Genomic DNA, 20,419 nt, shown 5'->3' on the forward strand with positions numbered 1-20,419 from the left:
AAAAGATCTATCCGAAATCAGCACGCGCGATGCTTCGGCTGGCGCCCCGGCATGACGTTCTGGTTTCTGATTTAGCCGTTTACCACCTGAGGCGTGGCCACCTGCTCGGCCGCGTGAATGCGGGCGAAATACACGTCTTCCAGCGTGGGGTCCACGCTCTCGAAACCGTTGCCGGGCTGGGCGAGGCTGTGCACGTGAATGATGGTTTGGCCGGCAAACAGGCGCGACGAAATGACGGCGAACTGCTGCTGGTAGCTGTCCAGCTCGTGCTTGCCGATGGTGCGCCGCCAGATTTGCCCGCGTATTTCCTCAATGGCCAGCAGCGGGTCGCCGGTATACAGCACCTGGCCTTTGTTGATGATGGCAAACTGCCGGCACAAATCCGACACGTCGGACACGATGTGCGTGCTCAGAATCACAATCCGGTCCTCGCCAATCTCGCTCAGCAGGTTGTGAAAGCGGTTGCGCTCGGTCGGGTCGAGGCCGGCGGTGGGCTCGTCGACGATGATCAGGCGCGGGTTGCCTAGCAGGGCCTGCGCAATGCCGAAGCGCTGCTTCATGCCGCCGGAGTAGCCTCCCAGGTTCTTGTTGCGCACGTTGTAGAGGTTGGTTTGCTGCAGCAGCCCGTCCACCACCTGCTTCCGCTCGCTCTTGTTGCTGATGCCCTTGAGCACCGCGAAGTGGTCGAGCAGCTCGGCAGCCGTAACCTTGGGGTACACGCCAAACTCCTGCGGCAAGTAGCCCAGCACCTGCCGCACCCGGTCGGGGTTGGCCAGCACGTCCAGGTCGCCGAGGCGGATGCTGCCCTGGTCGGCTTCCTGCAGGGTCGAAATCGTGCGCATCAGGCTCGATTTGCCGGCGCCGTTGGGGCCCAGCAGCCCAAACATGCCCGGCTCGATGCGCAGGTTCACGTCGCTCAGGGCTTTGGTGCCGTTGGGGTAAGTTTTGGAAAGGTGTTCGATGACCAGGTTCATAGGAAGAAGCAAGTGAGGTGGTGGCGTGGAAGAAGGGTTGCAGAAATCGGGGATAAGATAGCAGTTCCGCCAAGGCAGTTGCTTGGCTCGTTGGATTTAGCTTCGGAAAGCCGCTGCCCCAATCTGGGCTAGAAACGGCGGCCGATGCGCAGCCGCACGCCGGTGGAACGGCCCTGATGGAAGCCGGGCAGGGCGGTAGTCACCACGTCGGCGCGCACCGAGCCAATGAGAAAGTCGCGCTGCAAGCCGGCGCCCAGCTCGGCGTAGGCTCCCAGGGTGGGCGTGTAGAGGTAGTGCACCGACGCTATTTCCTGCAGCTTCAGGCGGCGCAGGCCGGGCACCTTGTTCAGCAGCAAGCCCTGAAAAAAGTGCTGGTAGTGGCCTTCGGCAAAGTGCTTGCGGGTGCTGAAGCGGTAGTAGTCGAGAAGCTGGAACTGCCCGAAATCGGAGGCCAGCACGGCGCGGTTGCCGGCAAAGTGGCGGTAGTCCATGAACTGCAGCCGGGACGTGCCCACAAACGTGCCCGCCGTGGCCGACAGCTGCCCCCGTCCCAGCACGCCCAGGCTCTGGGTATGGCTAAGGCCGATTTCCAGCCGCGTGAACCGCACATCGGAGCCCAGCACCCCGCCCAGGCCCTGCTGCAGTCCCAGCCGAAACGCGGGGTAGCGCGAGGCGAGCAGCACAACGCGGTCGGGGCGGGTGATGTAGCGCTGCCCGGGCTGCCAGTTCACGTCGGCGGCCAAGGTGAGGGCCTGGCTGCGGCCGGTAGCGGCCGTGGGGTTCAGCTCGGCAGCAAGGGGCTGGTTGGGCGTAAAGGCGCGGTTGGGCACGTCGCGCAGGGTGGCGGTGGTGTGGTTCGTCAGCGGCTGCCGGTCGGCGTAGCGCAGGGTGGTTTCCAGGCGCAGGCCGGGCGTGAGGTCGGTAGCGAGGTCCAGCCACAGGGCGTCCTGCTGGTAGAGCTTGGCGTAGTTGCGGCCGTCGAGCAGCGTGTAGAGCGAGTTGTGCAGCGGCGTGAGCTGGGTGCGGTCGTTGAAGTCGGCAATGGTGCGGCCCGCGCCGAAGCTTAGCGCCGTGCGGTGCTGCGGGCGGTAGAGGTAGCTGCCTTCCAAGCGCGGGCTTAGCAGGCGGGCCGCCGCGCCGTAGCGCAGGCTGGGCGTGAGGCTGACGGTGCGGCCGTCGGGGTAGCGTTGCTGGAAGGTGCCGGCCGCCTGCAGCACCACGCCTTCCACGGTATTGTATTGCAGGCCTTGGTAGAGTGGCTCGGTCCGAAAGCTGCGGTGGCGGAAGCTGTTGCGGAAATCGTGGCCCAGCAGCAGCTTGCCCAGGCCAAACTGGTTGTGCGCGTGGTCCACCGAATCGAGGTAGGCGCGGGTGCTGTGGCGGGTTTCGATACTGTCGCGGGAGCGGTAGTCGCGCTGTTCCTCGGCGGTGAGGGGCACGGGGCGCAGCTCGTCCCAGTACGCGGCGCTCCGCTCGTTGGCCCCGGCCTCGATGCGCAGCACCTCGCCCCGGCGCAGGGGCGCCGCGGAGTCGGCGGGGAGCAGGGCTACCGGCTGTTCGGTCAGGGTGCTCAGCTCGGGGCGCTGCTGGCGGGCTTCTTCCAGGGTTTCGCGGCCGGGGCGGGCCACGGCCACCGCTTTTTCGGCGGGCCGGGCAGCGTAGGTAGCGGCCACGTTGCGGTAGTTCAGAAACACCGTTTGGGTGGTGCCCTGGCCCTTGAAGCCCATAAACGAAAAGCCCATGTGCAGTTTCTGCGACTGGAGCACCCACACGGCGGGTGCGCCCGGCGCGGGCATCATCTGCTGTTCCACCAGCAGGCTTTCGTAGCTGTCCTTGAGCAGGGGCTTGCCTACTTCCAGCGCCACCGAGTGCAGGCGCCAGGTGCCGTCGACGAGGTAGATGAAGCCCGTGTAGGCCGGCGTTTGGGCGTGGCGCGGCGTCACCCGAATCTTGTGCAGCGTGAGGCCCGCCTGCTGGCTGGTGCCCACCAGCTCGTAGCGGTAGTACTGCATGGCGCCGTCGGCAATGGGCGACACCAGGCTTTGGGTGGTTACCAGCACCCGCTGCAGGTTCTGGTAGAAGTTGAACTGATTGGCGGCGCGGCTGCCGCCAAAATCCTGCCGGCGGCCGCTCACCCGCGTCGAAATCATGCGTTCCTGGACAGGCGAGGGGTGCTGGTAGCGCAACTCGGTTATGGTTTCTTCCAGGTAAAGCACCTTGGGGTCGGTGCCTTTTTCGTTGAGGTCGACGGTGATGCCCAGCACTTTGGCCGGCATTTCGTTCAGGCCAAACACGCTTTTGAGGTAGGTGCGGGCTTGGTAGGCAGCTACTTCGCGCTGGTGGTACGGCCGCCAGTTGATGGCGTGCTGCACCAGGGCGTAGGCCGGGTCGCGGTCGGAGCCACGCACTACCACTTCCCCCAACTGGTAGTTTTCGGCCTGCAGCGCCACGTCGAGCACCGTAGCGGTGTCGCCGCCGGCCACGCGCACCGTCTCGAAGCGGGTGCGGAAGCCCACGTACTGAAACACCAGCGTATGCAGCCCGGCAGGCAGCTTCAGCTGGTACTGGCCGGCTTCGTTGGCGGCGGTGCTCTGGGCCGCATTTTTCACGGCCACGTTGGCAAAGCTCAGCGGCCCGCCCTGCCCGTCGGTGAGGCGGCCGCGCACCACACCGGCTCGGGCAGCAGCACCCACCAGCAGAAACAGGAAGACAAGGAACAGGAAACGGTGGGTAGCGTGCAGCATAGAGCGGGAATAAGGGGCTGGTGAAGGTGAAGTGCTACAAACCTATTCCGGCTGTTGTGGCCCTGCGGGGATTTTCAACCAACCCGGCGGCGGCGGCCCGCAACGCCCGGTTGAGCCGTTTGGCAGGCCCCTGGCGCCCGCCCCCGGCCGGTAGCGGCGGTCAGATGGTCGTTGGAGGGGCGCACGAGGCGGGTTGTTGAAATAATTGCGGCGTTGGTAGACGGCGGCTTTACTTTTATCGGCTGGCTGCTCTTTCAGCCGGGCAATAGGCTACCGCATGCGCTACTCTTTTCTTACTTCGGCCCTGCCCCGCTCGTGGTGGCCGCGTCCGGTGGCGTCGCAGGCCATACCGCTGTGGGTGCACGCGCTGCTCTGGGGCCTGATGCTGCTCAGCAACGCGCTGTACTGGCTGGGGGCGCGGCGCCTCTGGCCGGTGGGCTGGCCGGTGGTCGTGGCCGACATTGCCTTGACCTGCGGCCCGTACGCGGCGCTGTTTTACCTGAACTGGCGCGTAATCATTCCGCGCTATGTGGCCCGCACGGGCACGGTGCGGTTTGTGGGCGTACTGTTGCTGGCCTTGGGCACCACGTTCATCGTGCGCACGGCCTGCATCAGCGTGCTGGGCCTCACCCAGCTCACAACCACGAGCCTGCCCGCCGCGGTACAGCAGCAGCTGGACACCTCAACGATTTTCCGTGCGGGCTATCATTACGGGCAAACCCTGAGCAAAGCCGGCGGCAGCGTGGCCATTACGTCGCTGCTGGTGCTGCTGCTGAGCTTCTACCTGCGCCTCAGCCACGATTACCAGCACGAGCAGCGCCGCCGGGCAGAAGAAGACCGCCGCCGCGAGGCCCTGGAAAAGCAGCACCTGGCCGCCGAGCTGAGCTTGCTCAAAGCCCAAATCAACCCGCATTTCCTCTTCAACACGCTCAACAACATCTACTCGCTCACCAGCGAAGAGTCGGTGGAGGCACCGGCGGCCGTGGCGGTGCTGCAGCTGGCCGAGCTGATGCGCTACATGCTCTACGAATCGGCCGCCGACACCGTGCCGCTCGCCAAGGAAGTGTCGCATTTGCAGAGTTTCCTGAGCTTGCAGCGCCTGCGCCTGCCCGGCAGCGGGGCCGACAGCCTGCGGTTTGCCGTGCCCGATACCCTGCCCGCCCAATACCCCATTGCGCCCATGTTGCTGCTGCCGCTGGTCGAAAACGTGTTCAAGCACGGCGACCTGGCGGCGCGGCCCCACGTGGTGGATATGGCCCTGACGCTGCACGAAGACCAGCTCACCTTCTCGGTGCGCAACGGATTGCGCCGGCCTGCGCGGCCTGCACCCGCTGGTGCGGGCGGCGTGGGCCTGGCAAACCTGCGCCGCCGGTTGCAGCTGCTCTACCCACAGCGCCACCAGCTGCACATCCAGGAGTCGGAAACCGATTACCACGTTACGCTCACCCTGCTGGCGCCGGCCGCTGCGTAGTTTCCTTCCCGTTGCTCATGCTAGACTCCCCAGCCGCCGCCCGCGTCCTCACCTGCGTCATCGTCGACGACGAGCCGCTGGCCACGGCCGTACTCACGCGCTACTGCGGCCAGCTGCCGTTTCTGAACCTGGTGGGCACGTTTCACGAGGCGCTGTCGGCCCTGGCCTTTCTGCAAACCACCCCGGTCGACCTGGTGCTGCTCGACATTGAAATGCCCGGCCTCACGGGCATGCAGTTGGCCCAGATTCTGCCCGCCGGCCACCGCCCGCGCATCATCCTCACCACCGCCTACGACCAATACGCCCTGCAAGGCTACGAACTGGGTGTGGCTGATTATCTGCTCAAGCCCATTGCGTTTCAGCGGTTTGTGCAGGCCGTTACGCGCGTGCACCAAAGCCTGGCCGCCTCCCCGCTGCCCCCACCTGCCCCGGTCTCCGCCGATTCGGCCCCGCAGCCGGCCGCACCCGATGCCATGTTCGTTAAAAACGAGCACCGGCTGCAGCGCGTCGCCTTCGACGATATTCTCTACGTGGAAGGCATGAAGGAATACCTGATGATTTACACCGTCGACGGCGGCAAAATCCTCACGCTGCAGTCGTTTCGGCGGGTCGAAGAAGTGCTGCCCCCGCACCGCTTCGCCCGCATCCACAAGTCGTTTTTGGTGGCGCTGGGCCGCATCGAGCACGTGGAGCGGAGCCGGGTGCAGGTAGCCGGCCGGCCCTTGCCCGTCGGCGACGCCTACCGCGACGCGTTTATGGAGCTGATTCGGACCCATAACCTGCTGTAGCTACGAGCCCGGTACTGCCGTTGGCACTTGAGGTACTCGACCAGTGCTTTCTGGCAACAAAACGGGGCCACGACTTCGGTAAGTCGTGGCCCCGTTTAGGTTTGAGCGAAGCGCAGGAGGCTACTTCAGCTGAATGCTCTGCATCACTGCCTGGGCTACCGGCTGGTACTTGGCCTGCTCCTCCACCGGGCTGATGAAGTGAAACACGTACAGCTGGTCGCCCTCAATGCAGTAATGCATCAATTCGTAGCGCTTCAGGGGCGCCAGCATTTCGCGGCCGCGGCGGTTGTCGGCCAACGACGACACGAATTCCAGCACAATAAAGTCGCGCTTGTTGATGGTCTGGATGTCGTGGGTGAGGATATCGACCTTGGAGTAGGTGCTCTTCAGCTTCGATTCATAGAGCTTGAGCAGCAGCGCGTAGTCGCGGTTCGAGAAGGTGGTTTGCTTGCTGGCCACGCTGAAATCGACGCGGCCCGCTGGGTTGCTGAACACCGCCAGCGGCTTGCGCGGCGCCGGGTACTTGGCCGCAATGCCGTCGTCGGGCAGGGCCTGAAAGTCTTCGGGCACGCCCACGGTGAGGTTTTTAGCAATCTGGGTTTTCTTGAGCTTGGGGCCGGCAAAAGCCAGCAGCGCCAGCAGCGGCAGGAGCCACAGCGCCGGGCGGAAGAAACGGGGCAAGGGAAAGTTTTTCATGGCTGATGTCGGGCGGCAAAGTAACGCCGCGCCGAGCGGGAAAATTTCGAGCGTGTGAACGGCGGGCGTTCAGCGAGAAAAAAGAACGTCATGCAGAGCCAAAGGCAAAGCATCTCGCATGTTGACCCTGGATAGAAATATTACTATTCAGACACACACGCGAGATGCTTCGCTCACGCTCTGCATGAAGGCCTGTACGATGGCAAGTGCACCTTAGCCGCGGCGCTTTTTCTTGCTCGTTACCGGTACCGAGGGGTACTTGATGTTCACCTTCTTCCAGTACAGGTAGTTGTCGATTTTGGCCTCCACCAAGTACGTACCGGCCGGAATGTGACCCAAGTCCACGGGGGCGCCGGTGTGGGTGGCCGGGTCGAGCTCCTGCGAGTACACCACGGCCTTTTTGTAGTTGGTCATGGTGAGCGTGCCGGGCTTGGTAAACTGCTGGGTAAAGCTCAGCAACACCGAGTTTGAGTTCGGCTTGGGGAAAATATCAATGCCCGAGAGGGTTTCCACCCGCTTGATAGTGCCGTCGAGCACCACCGGCTCGGCCTCGGTTTTGGTCTTGATCTGGGTACCCGTCGTTTCCGACTTGGCCTTGGTTTTGACTTTGGTCTGGGCCTGCGCGGCCGATACGGTAAGCAGAGCGGTGGCGGCGAGCAGCAGAGCGGAGCGTTTCATGGGGTGGGGTAGGAGTAGGCCGCGCCGTGTGGCGCGGGTAGTCGGTTGAAAGGGAAAGGAAAGCCCCGAGGGGCGCTGAGCGGCCCTTTGCACATTCCGGGCCAATTTGCAGTACGAAGCGCCGGCGTGTCAGTTGGGCGGCCCGCGTGCCTATCTTTGCCGGCTCCCAAACCGATTTTGAACGGCCGCCCGTGCGGCCCGCACCCGCTCGGCACCTCTGCCCGGGCCTACAGCTATACCGGCATGCTCCGTACCCACACCTGCGGCGAACTTCGCCCCGACCACATCGGCCAAACCGTCACGCTCTGCGGCTGGGTGCAGCGCACCCGCGACAAAGGCGGCATCAGCTGGATTGACCTGCGCGACCGGTATGGCATTACGCAGCTGGCCCTCGAAGAAGGCGTGGAAACCGAAGCGCTGCGCGAAGCCGCCCGCAACCTCGGCCGCGAGTTTGTGCTGCAAGTGAGTGGCCGCGTGGCCGAGCGCTACTCCAAGAACCCGAACATGCCCACCGGCGAAGTAGAAATCCGCGTCGAGAGCCTGCAGGTGCTCAACCCGGCCAAGCTGCCGCCCTTCCTCATCGAAGACGAAACCGACGGCGGCGACGACCTGCGCATGAAGTACCGCTACCTCGATTTGCGCCGCAACGCCGTGCGCCGCAACCTGGAGCTGCGCTCCAAGCTGGCCCAGCAGGTGCGCCGCTACCTCGACGAGCAGCAGTTCATCGAAGTAGAAACGCCGGTGCTCATCAAAAGCACGCCCGAAGGTGCCCGCGACTTTGTGGTGCCTTCGCGCATGAACCCCGGCCAGTTTTACGCCCTGCCCCAGTCGCCGCAAACCTTCAAACAGCTGCTCATGGTGTCGGGCTTCGACAAGTACTTCCAGATCGTGAAGTGCTTCCGCGACGAAGACCTGCGCGCCGACCGTCAGCCCGAATTCACCCAAATCGACTGCGAGCTGTCGTTTGTGGAGCAGGAAGATATCCTCAACATCTTCGAGGGCATGACGCGCCACCTGTTCCGCGAGGTGAAGGGTCTGGAAATCGGCGAATTCCCGCGCATGACCTACGCCGACGCCATGCGCCTCTACGGCTCCGACAAGCCCGACACGCGCTTTGCCATGCAGTTTGTGGAGCTCAACGACGTGGCCAAAGGCCAGGGCTTCCCGGTGTTCGAAAACGCCGAGCTGGTCGTGGGCATCAACGCGGCCGGGCAGTCGGGCTTTACCCGCAAGCAGCTCGACGAGCTGACCGATTTCGTGCGCCGCCCGCAGGTAGGCGCTACGGGCCTGGTGTACGCCCGCGTCGAGCCCGACGGCACGGTGAAATCATCGGTCGATAAGTTCTACTCGCAAGAAGTGCTGCAGACCTGGAAAGCCGCTTTCAACGCCGCGCCCAACGACTTGCTGCTGATTCTGGCCGGCCCCGCCGATAAAACCCGCAAGGCCCTGAACGAGCTGCGCCTGGAAATGGGCCAGCGCCTCGGCCTGCGCAACAAGGAGGATTTCCGCCCGTTGTGGGTGCTCGATTTCCCGCTGCTGGAGTTCAACGAAGAGGACGGGCGCTACTACGCCATGCACCACCCCTTCACCTCGCCCAAGCCCGAAGACGTAGCCCTGCTCGACACCGCGCCCGGCCAGGTGCGCGCCAATGCCTACGACCTTGTCATCAACGGGGTCGAAATCGGCGGCGGCTCCATCCGCATCCACGACCGCGCCGTGCAGGCCCGCATGTTCAAGCTGCTCGGCTTCTCCGACGAAGAGGCGCAGGCGCAGTTCGGCTTCCTGCTCGACGCCTTCGAATACGGTGCCCCGCCCCACGGCGGCATTGCCCTCGGCTTCGACCGCCTCTGCTCCATGTTCGGCGGCGCCGACAGCATCCGTGACTTCATTGCCTTCCCCAAAAACAACTCCGGCCGCGACGTTATGATTGACTCGCCTTCGCCGATTTCGGGCGCGCAGCTCAAGGAATTGAGCATTGAGACGACGGTGGAGGAGAAGCTGTAGCTGGTTAAGAAGCAGGTAGAAAGCGGCGCCCGAAGCCTCGGGCGCCGCTTTTGCTTTTACTTTCGTGTTATGCGACTCGATTTAGAAAAAGCATTTATCAACCGGTACGTAGTAAAAGAGAAACGTCAGCGCTATTTGGGCTTCGTGGAGAGTGACAAACACAGAGGTAAGTTTCTGGGCATGTTATACCACGGACAAGACTTGGATATAAGTCTCTTGCAGGAGTTGAAAGGCAACTATCAAGTCTGCTTAGACATGATTTTGGCAGCAGCAAAATCGATCCGAGGCGGCATTGGTGCTTACTGCATTAGCGTAAATCCGCTGCTCGACGGAAAAACTTTAACGACAATGGAAGAAATAATACCGTTAGTGAGTAGTGAGGAAGGATTCGTCTTGATATTTGGCGACCTAGAAGCAGTTTATTATGAAGGTGAAGCGCCTTATAATCAATACTTGAGCATATGATCAACTTATGTTCTGTGTCAGTTCTAAAGATTATTGACATCGGCTCACAAAAAAGCCCCGGCCAAGTGGCCGGGGCTTTTACTTTTAGGCGGCTTTGCTAAGTCGCTCCCGCGTGACAATGGCTTGAATGGCGGCCGAAGCGGGTGGTTCTACTATTCCGGCCACTTCTGCTATAGTCAATTCGCCATTGATGTACCGTTGGAGTTCGGCAATCAGTTTGGGGTCGGGGAGGGTGCCCCCCAACCGCGAGACGGCAATGCCCCATTCGGCATGCCGCAGGCGCTTGAGGCGCGCAGCGGCATCCGCTTCAGGCAAGCCCTCCGGAATCGGCTCAAAATATTTAGGGTCCATCGGAGTACACAATTGGTTATCAGGTCCTGTATACGGCGGTCGGAACGCAGCAGCCATGTTGCGGGCTGGCAAACGACCAATCCAAATCCGAAACGCGGCAATCAGGCAAAAAATTCTATGTTCGTTGCTGTCGGGGCCTGCGTTGCAAGCGGCTCCGAAGCCGAGCACCGTCCCTGGGCGGGCGGCAATCAACCCGGGGCAGTTGGCTCACGACAGAAGTTGATAAGCTGCTCGCTGTACGCTTTCTTGCAGCCGATGCGGTGTTTTGAGTATGTAACGCGGCCCTGGCCGGCTGCTTTGTGCCTGTTGCTGGTTGGTTGGCTGGCGGCCGTGGCAGCGCGCGCCGACAACCTGACTTTTCACCCGCTGACCACTGCCCAGGGCTTGTCGGAAAACAGCGTAACCGGCGCCGTGCAGGACCACCGCGGCTTCCTGTGGCTGGCCACCCGCGACGGCCTCAACCGCTACGACGGCTCGGGGTTCCGGGTGTTCCGCAACGACCCCCAGCAGGCGGGTTCCTTGGGCTCCAATTACATTCTCTCGCTCACGGCCGATGGCCAGGGCAACGTGTGGGTGGGCACCGGCGGCGGCTTGTGCCGGTACCTGCCCCTCACCGAGCGGTTTGTGACCTACCAGGCCAGCGACTCGATGGGCCTCACCGACAATTTTATCTGGGCCGTGTTTTGCGACCGGCGCGGCCGGGTGTGGGCCGGCGCCGAAACCGGCGTGCACCTGCTCGACCAGAAAACCGGCCGCTTCCGCCTCTTCACCCACGCCGACGCCGGCAACGTGCGCCGCAATTCCATCCGCAGCATCGTGCAGGCCGCCGATGGCCGCATTTGGGTGGGCACCGGCGAAGGCCGCATCAGCTACGTAGATGAACGCAGCGGAAGGCTGATTCCTATGCCGGGCTGGCGGCCTGTGGGGCCCGTTACGGCGCTGGCGGCAGCGCCCCAGGGTGGCCTGTGGGTTGCCATCGAAAACAACGGCCTGTGCTTTACCGACGCGCGCGGCGGCCCCGTGCGCACCTACCACCACGTGGCCGGGCAGCCCGGCACGCTCCCCACCGACGCCGTGCGCACCCTGCTGATTGACGGTCAGGAGCGCCTGTGGGCCGGCACCACCGAGGGCCTGTGCCGCCTCGATGCGGCCACTCAAACCTTCAGCGTGTGGCAGCACCGGCCCGGCGTGGCGCGCACCTTGCCCAGCAGCAACGTCATTACCCTCTACGAAGACCGGTTGGGGCTGCTGTGGGCAGGTACCGAGCAGGGCGCCGCCAGTTTCGAGCCCCGCCCCAACGCGTTTTCCCAGCCCGTGTCGCAGCAGGAAACAGGGCCGGTGTGGGCGCTGGCCGAAGACGCCGGCCGCCGCCTCTGGCTGGGGACCGAAAGCCAGGGCCTGATTCGCCTCGACCCCGTAACCGGCCAGCGCGTCAAGTACCGCCACAACCCCACCGACCCCACCAGCCTGCCCGAAGACTTTATCCGGGTGGTGCTGCCCGACCGACAAGGGCGCCTGTGGGTGGGTACCCGCAGCCGGGGCCTGGCGTACCTCGACCCAGCCACCGGCCGCTTCCGGCGCTTTCGCCACAACCCCGCCGACCCCACCAGCCTCTCCGACGACAACGTGCGCTGCGTGTTCCAGGACCAGCAGGAGCGCCTGTGGGTAGGCACCGAAGGCGGCCTGAACCTGCTCGACCCCGTAACCGGCCGCTGCGCCGTGTACCGCAACAACCCCCGCGACCCGCAAAGCCTGAGCAGCAACTACGTGCGGTGCGTATACCAGGACTCGCGCGGGCAAATGTGGGTGGGCGTGGGCGGCGGCGGCCTGTGCCGCTTCGATCCGCGCACCGGCCGCTCGCGCATCTACCGCGCCGACGCCGCCGACCGCAGCAGCCTGAGCAGTAACTTCGTGCGCACCATGCTGGAGGACAGCCAGGGCCGCTTGTGGCTGGCTACCGAAGGCGGCGGCCTGAGTTGCCTGCTCGACGCCAAAACCGGCCGGTTCCGCACGTTTCGGGAACCGCAGGGCCTGCCCAACGACGTGATTTACGGCATGCTGGCCGACGACCAGGGCGACCTGTGGCTAGCCACCAACAAAGGCGTAGCCCGTTTCAACCGTCGCACCCTGCGGTTCCGTACTTACGACACCCGCGACGGACTGCCCCAGGACGAGTTCAACGCCGGGGCCTTTTGCCGCCGCCGCGACGGCACCCTGCTCTTCGGCGGCGGCAACGGGGCAGTGGCTTTCCAGCCCATGGCCGTGCGCTACAACCCCGCGCCGCCGGTGGTGGTATTCACCGGCTTCCGCAAGTTCAACCGCCCCGTGCGCCTCGATACCAGCATTACCGAGCGCCGCATGCTACGTCTGGGCCCGCGCGACAACTTCATTTCCATTGAGTTTGCGGCCCTCAACTACCGTTTGCCCGACAAAAACCGCTTCCTCTACAAGCTCGAAGGCAACGACGACAAGTGGATTGAGGCCGGCAATCAGCATCAGGCAACCTACACCAACCTGAACCCCGGCAGCTACACTTTCCGGGTGCGCGCCGCCAACAACGACGGCGTGTGGAACCCCACCGGCGCCTCCTTGTCGGTGATAGTGGGGCCGCCGTGGTACCAAACGTGGTGGTTTCGCATTCTGGCCAGCTGGGTGGTGTTTGGGCTGCTGTTTGCCGCCTACCGCATCCGCGTCAGCCAGCTGCTGGCGCTGGAGCGCGTGCGCCACAACATTGCCCGCGACCTGCACGACGACATGGGCTCCACGCTCAGCTCCATTTCCATTCTGAGCCAACTGGCCCGCAACCACCAGCAGCGCAACAACCAGGAGCAGGCCGGCATCCTGATGGAGCAGATTGGCGACTCCTCGCGCCGCATGCTCGATTCGATGGACGACATCGTGTGGGCCATCAACCCCGCCCACGACAGCATGGAGGCCGTAACCGCGCGCATGCGCTCCTTCGCTTCCGATGTGCTGGAGGCCCGCGGCATCGATTTCCTCTTTAAGGTGGCGCCCGAAGTGCTGGAGCAGCGCCTGCCCATGCGGGCCCGCCGCGAGTTTTTCCTGCTCTTTAAAGAAGCCGTAAACAACCTGGCCAAGTACTCGAAAGCCGAAATGGCCATCATCCGGCTCGATTACGAAAACCGCCACTTGGTGCTGCGCGTGGAAGACGACGGCGTGGGTTTCGACGTGACGGCCCCGGCCCAGGGCGGCGGCAACGGCATGACCAACATGCGCAGCCGCGCCGCTGCCATCCGGGCCACGCTCGATATTGATACCGCGCCCGGCAAGGGCACCAAAATGCAGGTGCGGGTGCCGCTGCGGCGTTAAGTTGGCCTTATCACATCATTATGCGAGCAAGCCAGCGGCCCCAACGGCGTACCTTCGTAGCGTTACAAGCTGAAAGCCAAGGTCAAGCCTTGGCAGTTTGGGAAACGCAGGTCGAAACCCGTTCCCAAGGTTGCCAAGCTGGTTGATACGCCGCCGCGGGTAGCGCATTCCGTTCTTTTCTCCTCACCACCGATTCACTGTTTGCCATGGAAACGCCCACCCGCGTGCTGATTTACGAAGACAACCCCGACCTGCGCATCAGCCTGAGCCAGCTGCTGGGCGGCACGCCGGGTCTGGAACTAGCCGGGGCGCTGGGCAATTGCCAGCAGGTGGATACCGACATTCCGCGCCTCAAGCCCGACGTGGTGCTGATGGACATCGACATGCCGGGCATCAACGGCATCGAGGGGTTGAAGCGCATCAAAGCCAAAAACCCCAGCACGAGCGTGGTGATGCTGACCGTGTTTGAGGACAACGACCGGGTGTTTCAGGCCGTGTGCGCCGGCGCCGACGGCTATCTGCTCAAGAAAACCCCGCCGGCCAAGCTGCTCGACGCCATCAACGAGGTGAAGGCCGGCGGCGCCCCCATGACGCCCGCCATTGCCCGCCAGGTGCTGCGCCTGTTCCCGAAACCCGTGGCCCCGCGCCAGCAGGAAGATTCGCCGGCCAACCTGAGTGCCCGCGAGCAGGAAATTCTGGGCCTCTTGGTGGAAGGCTACAGCTACAAAATGATTGCCCACGACCGCGGCATCTCGCTCGATACGGTTCGTTCGCACATCAAAAAGATCTACGAAAAGCTGCACGTGCGCTCCATGACCGAAGCCGTGAGCAAAGCCCTGCGCCAGGGACTTACCTAGGCCGGAGCACTCGTTTCGAGCGCCCATCCGCCGCCCCACCCGAACTTGTTTTCGGGTGGGGCGGCGGATGGGCGTTTTCCATTCGGGCGCTTTTACTTCCGATGGGGCATCACATCATCATGTGATTGATGAGCGCAGGGTTATTATCGATATTTAGATGAGCCCCGTCGAGGTAGACCGCGGCTGATACGTCCACTTTTCGCACCGCATGCCATGTCAACCAAGCCCCGTCGGCAACTGCTGATTTCGTTGTTGGGATTGTGGCTCACGGGCCAGCCCGCAATAGCCTGATTCGGTCTTCGCCGCTCGGGGCCGATACGCCTGCCACCTCCGCAGGCGTTCTTTCGCAGGCCTCGCGACTCAGTGAGACGTATGTCACGCACGCTTCCCGTATTGCACGGAGGCGTGCGTTTTTTTGTGCCCGATCAGGCCCGGCACCCGTAAAATAATCGGGAGTGGCTTGCCGCGGCGCGTGGCGGCGGGCTATCTTCGTTACGCTCCCCTTTAGCCGTGCTCTATGCAACTGCTCCGCAACCTGAAGCTGACCGACGTTTTCGTGCTCGACATCGAAACCGTGCCCTGCGCCGACGGCCATGACAACATGGACGACATGCTGCGGCTGCTCTGGCAGCACAAGTGCGAGAGCCTGCGCCGCGAGAAAGGCTGGAACCTGAACCTGCACGACATCGAGAAAATGCCCGAGCACCTGCAGGATACCGCCCTGTTTCAGCAGGCTGGTATCTACGCCGAGTTTGGGCGCGTGGTGTGCATTTCCGTGGGCTGTTTCCTGTTCGATAAGCAAGAGGAGAATTGGCGCTTTCGCGTGAAAAGCTTTGCCAGCGACGACGAAAAGGCACTGCTACGCGACTTCGCCTCCCTGTTGCACCGCAAGCCGGCCTACATCCTGTGCGCCCACAACGGCAAGGAGTTCGACTTTCCGTACCTCTCGCGCCGGATGCTCATCAACGGGATTCAGCTACCGCCGCAACTCGACCTTGCTGGTAAAAAGCCCTGGGAAATTAACCACATCGACACCATGGAGCTGTGGAAATTCGGCGACCGAAAGGCCCCCACGTCGCTCAACCTCTTGGCCGCGGTATTCAAGATTCCCACGCCCAAAGACGACATCACCGGCGCCGACGTGGCCCGGGTGTACTACGAAGACCGCGACTTGCCGCGTATCGTGACCTATTGCCAGAAAGACATCATCACCACGGCCCGCCTGCTGCAAAAATTCCGCGGCGACGAACCGTTTACCGACAGCGCCGTGGTGTATGCCGACCAACCGGAAATGGTGGTGATGCGGGTGGAATAGTGTCCGACAATCTGGAAACACGAAGAGCGGCTTTTGCAGGCCGCTTTTTTCTTGTTCGCTGGTGAAATCAGGAGCTTTTGGAAATACTACGAATGGCTAATAATTGATATATGTTTATAATAATTTGTATTATAGTGTATTGTCAAACGTGCAAACCCTACGGCTATGACGCAGAACGTGTTGGAGGAAGTATCGGCTTGTTTCACGGCTCCGGCCGTCAGCCAAGCCAGCGCAGCGGTTGGAGAAAGCGAAACCGGCGTACGCAAAGCCCTGCCCAAGGTGGTACCGCTGGTGCTCAGCAGCCTTATCAAGCTGACGGAACAGATCGGGGGCTCGGAAGTGGTGTGGACTATGGCGCACCACGCCCACCACGATGAGCAGCCCAACGAATCGGTAGCGGCTTCGGCGGCCGTGGGCAAAGGCGCCGCCCGGCACGGGCGCGAACTAATGAAGTCGCTGTTGGCCGATACCTACAGCAACCGCGTGGAAACCGTGGCCAGCACCAGCGGCATCAAGCCCACTGCCGTTGAGGATTTGCTGGGCATAGTGGCGCCGGTCATGCTGGGCGTGCTTGACCGGCACGTGACCGAAGAACACCTCGACTCGGAGGGGCTGAGCCGCTGGCTGCAAACGCAGCGCAGCAGCGTGTCGGGCTTGCTGCTGGAAGATGCCGCGGCCGAAGCCACTGCCCGCAACCGGGCCGTGGCCCCGCCGACCCCAGAGGCGTTACCACCTTCAACCAGCAAAGCCGCTTTCTGGCGGTCGGCGGAGGCAGAATCGGGCGGGCCGGTGTGGGGCGGGCCGCAGCGCTGGGCGTGGCCGGCTGCCGTGGTCGTGTGCGCCGTTATCATCGGGTTTCTGCTGGGGCAAAACCGGGGGCGCGTGGCGCAGCCGGACCTGACCACCCGCGCCAGTCTCGCAGCATTGCCCACGGCTCCGGCTGCCAGCCGAAGCGTACCCGCCGCGGCTGCGGATGGCACTGGGGCCGCAACAGAGGCAGCGGCCACTGGCCGCTACGACGCCGAAAGCGGCAACTACATCTACGATACCGGCCGGCCGGTGCGTCTCACGCTGGTAGACGGCTCGACCCTCACGGTCGGCGCCAACTCCACCGAAAACCGCCTCTACCACTTCTTGGCCGATGCCAACGAGCAAGTGGACCCGGTAAACCGCACCAAAGGCTGGATCAATTTCGACCGCGTGTATTTTGACGCCCGGAAGGCCACGCTCACCGACGAGTCGATGGCGCAGCTCCGCAACGTGGCCAGCATTCTGAAAAGCTTCCCCGCGTCGCGCATCAAAATTGGCGGCTACACCGACTCAACGGGATACTTCAAAGACAACCTGCGCCTGAGCGAGCAGCGCGCCATTGCAGCCATGGGCGCATTGGTCGACATGGGCATCAGCGCCGAGCGCATTGAGGCCAAGGGCTACGGCCAGAAACACGGGGTGGCCAGCAACGAAACCCCGGTGGGCCGGGCATTAAATCGGCGCATCAGCGTGCGGGTGACGCAGAAATAACGCACTTTCACCACGGCGGCCGGCTCGGGTGAACACGGCCGCTACGGCTTTTCAAGCAAGACCCTATGCGCAGGATGCTGATGGTTGCCGCGGTGCTGCTGGCGTGGCCCGCCCTGGCTCAAAATCCCGCCCCCGACCTGGTTTTGACCGGGGGCAAAGTGTTTACCGCCGACGACGCGCGCCCGTTTGTCGAGGCCCTGGCCATTCGCGGCGACCGTATCGTGGCCGTGGGCAGCAGCGCCGAAATCAGCCGGCTGGCGGGGCTGCGCACGCGCCGCGTGAACCTGCGCGGCCGTACCGTGGTACCGGGTTTCAACGATGCCCACGACCACCTGCCCCACGGCAACGCCACGGGCTACGCGTTTCGGTTTGATGCGCCGTTGGAGCCGGGCCCCAGTGCTCGGCAAATCCTCGACTCGTTGCGGGTGTTGGTCAAACAGTTGCCGTCGGGCACGTGGCTGTGGGGCGAAATTGGCCTAACCGGACTGCTTGACGCCAACCTGCGCCGGGAAGTGCTCGATCAAGTGGCGCCGCGCCACCCGGTGATGCTGGCGCCGCCGTGGGGCCACGGCGCGATTCTCAACTCCAAAGCCCTCCAGCTAATGGGCATCGACGACCAGGCGCCCGACCCCATCGGGGGGCATTTCGAGCGGGTGCCCGGTTCGCAAAAAGTCAGCGGGATGCTGAGCGAGTATGCCAAGTGGAACGCGCAACGCACATTCGACGGCCAGCAGCCCAACGAAGTTTGGGTGGCCCTGATGCAACAATACGGCGCCGAGGCCCTGCGCTACGGCATTACCAGCGTACAGAACATGGCCGGAGGCTTGCCGGCTGCGCAAACCATGCAGGTGCTGCGTGCGGCCCAGTTGCCGCTGCGCCTGCGCGTGATGCCCATGCCCATGACCACCACCCGGGGGCTGCTGCGCCGGGAATGGGTGGGCGTCGACCCGCACCCCACGCCTCTGACCACCGTATCGGGCCGCAAATACATCCTGGATGCCACGCCGCTGGAAGGCGGCGCCCTCATGCGGCGCGCGTATCCAGGCCGGCCGGGCTGGCACGGGCAACTGAACTTCCCTGTCGATACGGTGCGTAAAATGCTACGCGAAGCCCTAACCAGCACCGAGCCGCTGATGCTGCACGTATCGGGCGACAGTACCGCCAGCCTGGTACTCAAGCTCATGAGCGAACTGGCCGACGATGCCACCTGGCGCACCAAGCGCGTGCGCTTCGAGCACGGCGACGGCGTGGCGGCCGATTTGCAGCCGAAAGCGAAGGCGCTGGGCGTAGTGGTAGTGCAAAACCCCTCGCATTACATCAATCCAGCACTAACCAACCCCGGCGAAAAATCCCGGTTTGTAGCGCCATTTCGGTCGTTGCTGGCTGCCGGCATTCCGTTCGCGTTGGGCTCCGACGGCCCGGTCAATCCGTTCCTGAACATCATGTTCGCTACCACGCTGGCCGACCCCAAGGAGGCGCTGACGCGGGAGCAAGCGGTGCAGGCGTACACGGCTGGTTCGGCCTATGCCGAGTTTGCGGAGAAGGAAAAAGGCACGCTCATGCCCGGCAAGCTCGCCGATCTGGCGGTGCTGTCGCAGGACGTATTCACGGTACCCACGCCCGCCTTGCCTGCTACCGTCAGCGAGCTGACCATGGTGGGCGGCAAGGTGGTGTACGAAGCCAAGCCGGTGAGCAAGCGGTAGGGCCCGCGACGGAAGGCGCGTTGTCTTTGTTGGGTGCAACAAAAAAGGCAGCCCTGCGCGGGCTGCCTTTTTCGGTTGATAGAAGTCGGTTTAGAACATGCCTTCCACCACGCCGGGCCATACGCCTAGCAGCACTGTGAGGGCCACCAGCAGCACCAGCACCGCCGACTGGAAACCGCCCACGAACACCGGGGCGTCGCTGCCTTCGGCGGCGGGCTTCATGTACATGGCCATGATGGGGCGCAGGTAGTAGAAAATGCCCACGGCCGACATCACCACCGCGAAAATCACCAAGCCGATGTGGCCTTCCTGCGCGGCAGCCGAAAACAGGTAGAACTTGCCGAAGAAGCCACCGGTGAGCGGAATGCCCGCCAACGAAAGCATGGCTACGGTCATCACGAAGGCCAGCAGCGGGTTGGTACGGGCCAGGCCGTTGAGGCCGTCGTAGTCGTCCCGTTCGCGCTGGTCGTGCACGAGCTTGAGCACGGCGAAGGCCGCGACGGTAGCTACCGAGTAGGCCAGCGAGTAGAAGAAGATGGCATTGACCGACAGCCGACCGCTTTGCAGCGCCACCAGCGCCAGCAGCAGGTAACCGGCGTGCGAAATGCTGGAGTAGGCCAGCATACGCTTGGCGTTGGTTTGGGCCACGGCGCCCACGTTGCCGATGAACAGCGTGAGAACCAGCATGGCCGTGAGCGTGGGCAGCCAGAACTCAATGGTTTCACCGCCAAACGCCACGAACAGCAGCTTGAAGAAACCGGCCACACCGGCCGTTTTCACCACCGTGCTCATGTAGCCGGTGAAGAGCGTGGGCGTGCCCTCGTACACGTCGGGCGTCCAGAAGTGGAACGGGGCGGCCGAAATCTTGAAACCTACGCCAATCAGCATCAGCAGCAGGCCGATGTGCATCATGGGTCGCAGGCCGGCATCGGCAGCCGGAATGGCGCGCACGGCGTTGCCCATCTGGGCGAGGTCAAAGGTGCCGGTGGCGCCGTAGAGCAGGGCAATGCCGAAGAGCAGGATGCCGGTGGTGAAGGAGCCCATCAGGAAGTACTTGAGGGCAGCTTCGTTGGAGCGCAGGTTGCTCTTGTCGGAGCCGGCCAGCACGTACATGGCAATGCTGAGGGTCTCGACACCGAGGAAGAAAATGAGCAGGTTGTTGTAGCTCACCATCATAATGCCGCCCACCAAGGAAAACAGCAGGATGCTGTAGTACTCGGCCAGGTTGGCGTTGCCGTCGCGCACGTATTTCTGCGAGAAGGGCAGCAGCAGCAAGGTCGTCAGCACCATCACGCCGGTGAATACCTGGGCGTAACGGTCGAAGGTGAGCATGCCGGTGAAGTAGGGCGACTGGTTCCACACCGCCAGCGCGCCGTGGGTGTCAATACCCGAAACCGTGACGCCCAGCACCGCGGCCAGCACCAGCAGCACGAAGGGCAGAATCAGGCGGTTGGAGCGGTTGAAGCCGAGGAACAGATTGGCCAGCCCGGAAACAGAAAGCAGAATAATCGAGAGCATGGGG

The 20,419-nt window shown here is 63.3% G+C and carries 15 protein-coding genes; 9 read left to right on the forward strand and 6 right to left on the reverse strand.

Going from position 1 to position 20,419, the window contains the following annotated elements; genetic code table 11:
• Positions 1 to 71: 71 nt before the first annotated feature.
• Positions 72 to 974, reverse strand: a complete 903-nt coding sequence (locus F0P96_RS20160) for an ABC transporter ATP-binding protein (RefSeq protein WP_151080801.1) — start codon at positions 972 to 974, stop codon at positions 72 to 74.
• Positions 975 to 1,102: 128 nt separating this feature from the next.
• The gene (locus F0P96_RS20165) at positions 1,103 to 3,718 is read right to left on the reverse strand and encodes a DUF5686 and carboxypeptidase regulatory-like domain-containing protein (protein ID WP_151080802.1); all 2,616 of its coding nucleotides are present in this window, start codon (positions 3,716 to 3,718) and stop codon (positions 1,103 to 1,105) included.
• A 277-nt stretch (positions 3,719 to 3,995) separates the two neighbouring features.
• On the opposite strand from F0P96_RS20165, the gene F0P96_RS20170 reads away from it, so the two are divergent.
• Together F0P96_RS20170 and F0P96_RS20175 are read left to right on the forward strand one after the other, a co-directional pair.
• Positions 3,996 to 5,189, forward strand: coding sequence for a sensor histidine kinase (locus F0P96_RS20170; protein WP_151080803.1), 1,194 nt, complete (start codon positions 3,996 to 3,998; stop codon positions 5,187 to 5,189).
• A gap of 17 nt (positions 5,190 to 5,206) precedes the next feature.
• Entirely contained in the window at positions 5,207 to 5,977 is a 771-nt protein-coding gene (locus F0P96_RS20175; protein ID WP_151080804.1) for a LytR/AlgR family response regulator transcription factor, read from the forward strand.
• A gap of 120 nt (positions 5,978 to 6,097) precedes the next feature.
• Here F0P96_RS20175 and F0P96_RS20180 read toward each other — a convergent pair whose 3' ends face one another.
• Together F0P96_RS20180 and F0P96_RS20185 are read right to left on the reverse strand one after the other, a co-directional pair.
• Positions 6,098 to 6,673: a hypothetical protein gene (locus tag F0P96_RS20180; protein ID WP_151080805.1), complete on the reverse strand. Its 576-nt coding sequence runs from the start codon at positions 6,671 to 6,673 to the stop codon at positions 6,098 to 6,100.
• Positions 6,674 to 6,886: 213 nt separating this feature from the next.
• Entirely contained in the window at positions 6,887 to 7,351 is a 465-nt protein-coding gene (locus F0P96_RS20185) for a hypothetical protein (RefSeq protein ID WP_151080806.1), read from the reverse strand.
• A gap of 243 nt (positions 7,352 to 7,594) precedes the next feature.
• Between F0P96_RS20185 and aspS the strand changes: the two genes are divergently transcribed.
• Both aspS and F0P96_RS20195 read left to right on the forward strand, forming a co-directional pair.
• On the forward strand, positions 7,595 to 9,355 hold the full coding sequence (aspS, locus tag F0P96_RS20190; protein WP_151080807.1) for an aspartate--tRNA ligase: 1,761 nt from the start codon (positions 7,595 to 7,597) through the stop codon (positions 9,353 to 9,355).
• Between the two features lie 69 nt (positions 9,356 to 9,424).
• Positions 9,425 to 9,820 carry a hypothetical protein gene (locus F0P96_RS20195; RefSeq protein ID WP_151080808.1) on the forward strand — a complete coding sequence of 132 codons (396 nt, stop codon included), beginning with the start codon at positions 9,425 to 9,427 and terminating at the stop codon, positions 9,818 to 9,820.
• Positions 9,821 to 9,904: 84 nt separating this feature from the next.
• Here F0P96_RS20195 and F0P96_RS21105 read toward each other — a convergent pair whose 3' ends face one another.
• The gene (locus tag F0P96_RS21105; RefSeq protein ID WP_160620149.1) at positions 9,905 to 10,228 is read right to left on the reverse strand and encodes an antitoxin VbhA family protein; all 324 of its coding nucleotides are present in this window, start codon (positions 10,226 to 10,228) and stop codon (positions 9,905 to 9,907) included.
• A gap of 198 nt (positions 10,229 to 10,426) precedes the next feature.
• Here F0P96_RS21105 and F0P96_RS20200 point away from each other — a divergent pair, with 198 nt between their 5' ends.
• The 5 genes from F0P96_RS20200 (at position 10,427) to F0P96_RS20220 (ending at position 18,897) form a co-directional block, all read left to right on the forward strand.
• A complete protein-coding gene (locus tag F0P96_RS20200; protein WP_167291264.1) occupies positions 10,427 to 13,501 on the forward strand; it encodes a sensor histidine kinase in 3,075 nt (1,024 codons plus the stop codon).
• A gap of 206 nt (positions 13,502 to 13,707) precedes the next feature.
• On the forward strand, positions 13,708 to 14,358 hold the full coding sequence (locus tag F0P96_RS20205; protein WP_151080810.1) for a response regulator: 651 nt from the start codon (positions 13,708 to 13,710) through the stop codon (positions 14,356 to 14,358).
• Between the two features lie 517 nt (positions 14,359 to 14,875).
• Positions 14,876 to 15,673 carry a 3'-5' exonuclease gene (locus tag F0P96_RS20210; RefSeq protein WP_201743910.1) on the forward strand — a complete coding sequence of 266 codons (798 nt, stop codon included), beginning with the start codon at positions 14,876 to 14,878 and terminating at the stop codon, positions 15,671 to 15,673.
• Between the two features lie 165 nt (positions 15,674 to 15,838).
• On the forward strand, positions 15,839 to 17,194 hold the full coding sequence (locus F0P96_RS20215; RefSeq protein WP_151080811.1) for an OmpA family protein: 1,356 nt from the start codon (positions 15,839 to 15,841) through the stop codon (positions 17,192 to 17,194).
• Positions 17,195 to 17,259: 65 nt separating this feature from the next.
• Positions 17,260 to 18,897 carry an amidohydrolase gene (locus tag F0P96_RS20220; RefSeq protein ID WP_151080812.1) on the forward strand — a complete coding sequence of 546 codons (1,638 nt, stop codon included), beginning with the start codon at positions 17,260 to 17,262 and terminating at the stop codon, positions 18,895 to 18,897.
• Between the two features lie 90 nt (positions 18,898 to 18,987).
• On the opposite strand, the gene F0P96_RS20225 is transcribed toward F0P96_RS20220, so the two are convergent.
• Complete coding sequence (locus F0P96_RS20225) at positions 18,988 to 20,415, reverse strand: NADH-quinone oxidoreductase subunit N (RefSeq protein WP_151080813.1); 1,428 nt, start codon at positions 20,413 to 20,415, stop codon at positions 18,988 to 18,990.
• Positions 20,416 to 20,419 lie beyond the last annotated feature (4 nt).

The sequence above is a fragment of the Hymenobacter busanensis genome (genome assembly GCF_008727865.1).
GTDB lineage: Bacteria > Bacteroidota > Bacteroidia > Cytophagales > Hymenobacteraceae > Solirubrum > Solirubrum busanense.

Bases quoted from the DNA above. Each gene is read 5' to 3' on its own strand.
- F0P96_RS20160 (WP_151080801.1), bottom strand. From the start codon at position 974: ATGAACCTGGTCATCGAACACCTTTCCAAAACTTACCCCAACGGCACC.
- F0P96_RS20165 (WP_151080802.1), bottom strand. From the start codon at position 3,718: ATGCTGCACGCTACCCACCGTTTCCTGTTCCTTGTCTTCCTGTTTCTG.
- F0P96_RS20170 (WP_151080803.1), top strand. From the start codon at position 3,996: ATGCGCTACTCTTTTCTTACTTCGGCCCTGCCCCGCTCGTGGTGGCCG.
- F0P96_RS20175 (WP_151080804.1), top strand. From the start codon at position 5,207: ATGCTAGACTCCCCAGCCGCCGCCCGCGTCCTCACCTGCGTCATCGTC.
- F0P96_RS20180 (WP_151080805.1), bottom strand. From the start codon at position 6,673: ATGAAAAACTTTCCCTTGCCCCGTTTCTTCCGCCCGGCGCTGTGGCTC.
- F0P96_RS20185 (WP_151080806.1), bottom strand. From the start codon at position 7,351: ATGAAACGCTCCGCTCTGCTGCTCGCCGCCACCGCTCTGCTTACCGTA.
- aspS (WP_151080807.1), top strand. From the start codon at position 7,595: ATGCTCCGTACCCACACCTGCGGCGAACTTCGCCCCGACCACATCGGC.
- F0P96_RS20195 (WP_151080808.1), top strand. From the start codon at position 9,425: ATGCGACTCGATTTAGAAAAAGCATTTATCAACCGGTACGTAGTAAAA.
- F0P96_RS21105 (WP_160620149.1), bottom strand. From the start codon at position 10,228: ATGGCTGCTGCGTTCCGACCGCCGTATACAGGACCTGATAACCAATTG.
- F0P96_RS20200 (WP_167291264.1), top strand. From the start codon at position 10,427: ATGCGGTGTTTTGAGTATGTAACGCGGCCCTGGCCGGCTGCTTTGTGC.
- F0P96_RS20205 (WP_151080810.1), top strand. From the start codon at position 13,708: ATGGAAACGCCCACCCGCGTGCTGATTTACGAAGACAACCCCGACCTG.
- F0P96_RS20210 (WP_201743910.1), top strand. From the start codon at position 14,876: ATGCAACTGCTCCGCAACCTGAAGCTGACCGACGTTTTCGTGCTCGAC.
- F0P96_RS20215 (WP_151080811.1), top strand. From the start codon at position 15,839: ATGACGCAGAACGTGTTGGAGGAAGTATCGGCTTGTTTCACGGCTCCG.
- F0P96_RS20220 (WP_151080812.1), top strand. From the start codon at position 17,260: ATGCGCAGGATGCTGATGGTTGCCGCGGTGCTGCTGGCGTGGCCCGCC.
- F0P96_RS20225 (WP_151080813.1), bottom strand. From the start codon at position 20,415: ATGCTCTCGATTATTCTGCTTTCTGTTTCCGGGCTGGCCAATCTGTTC.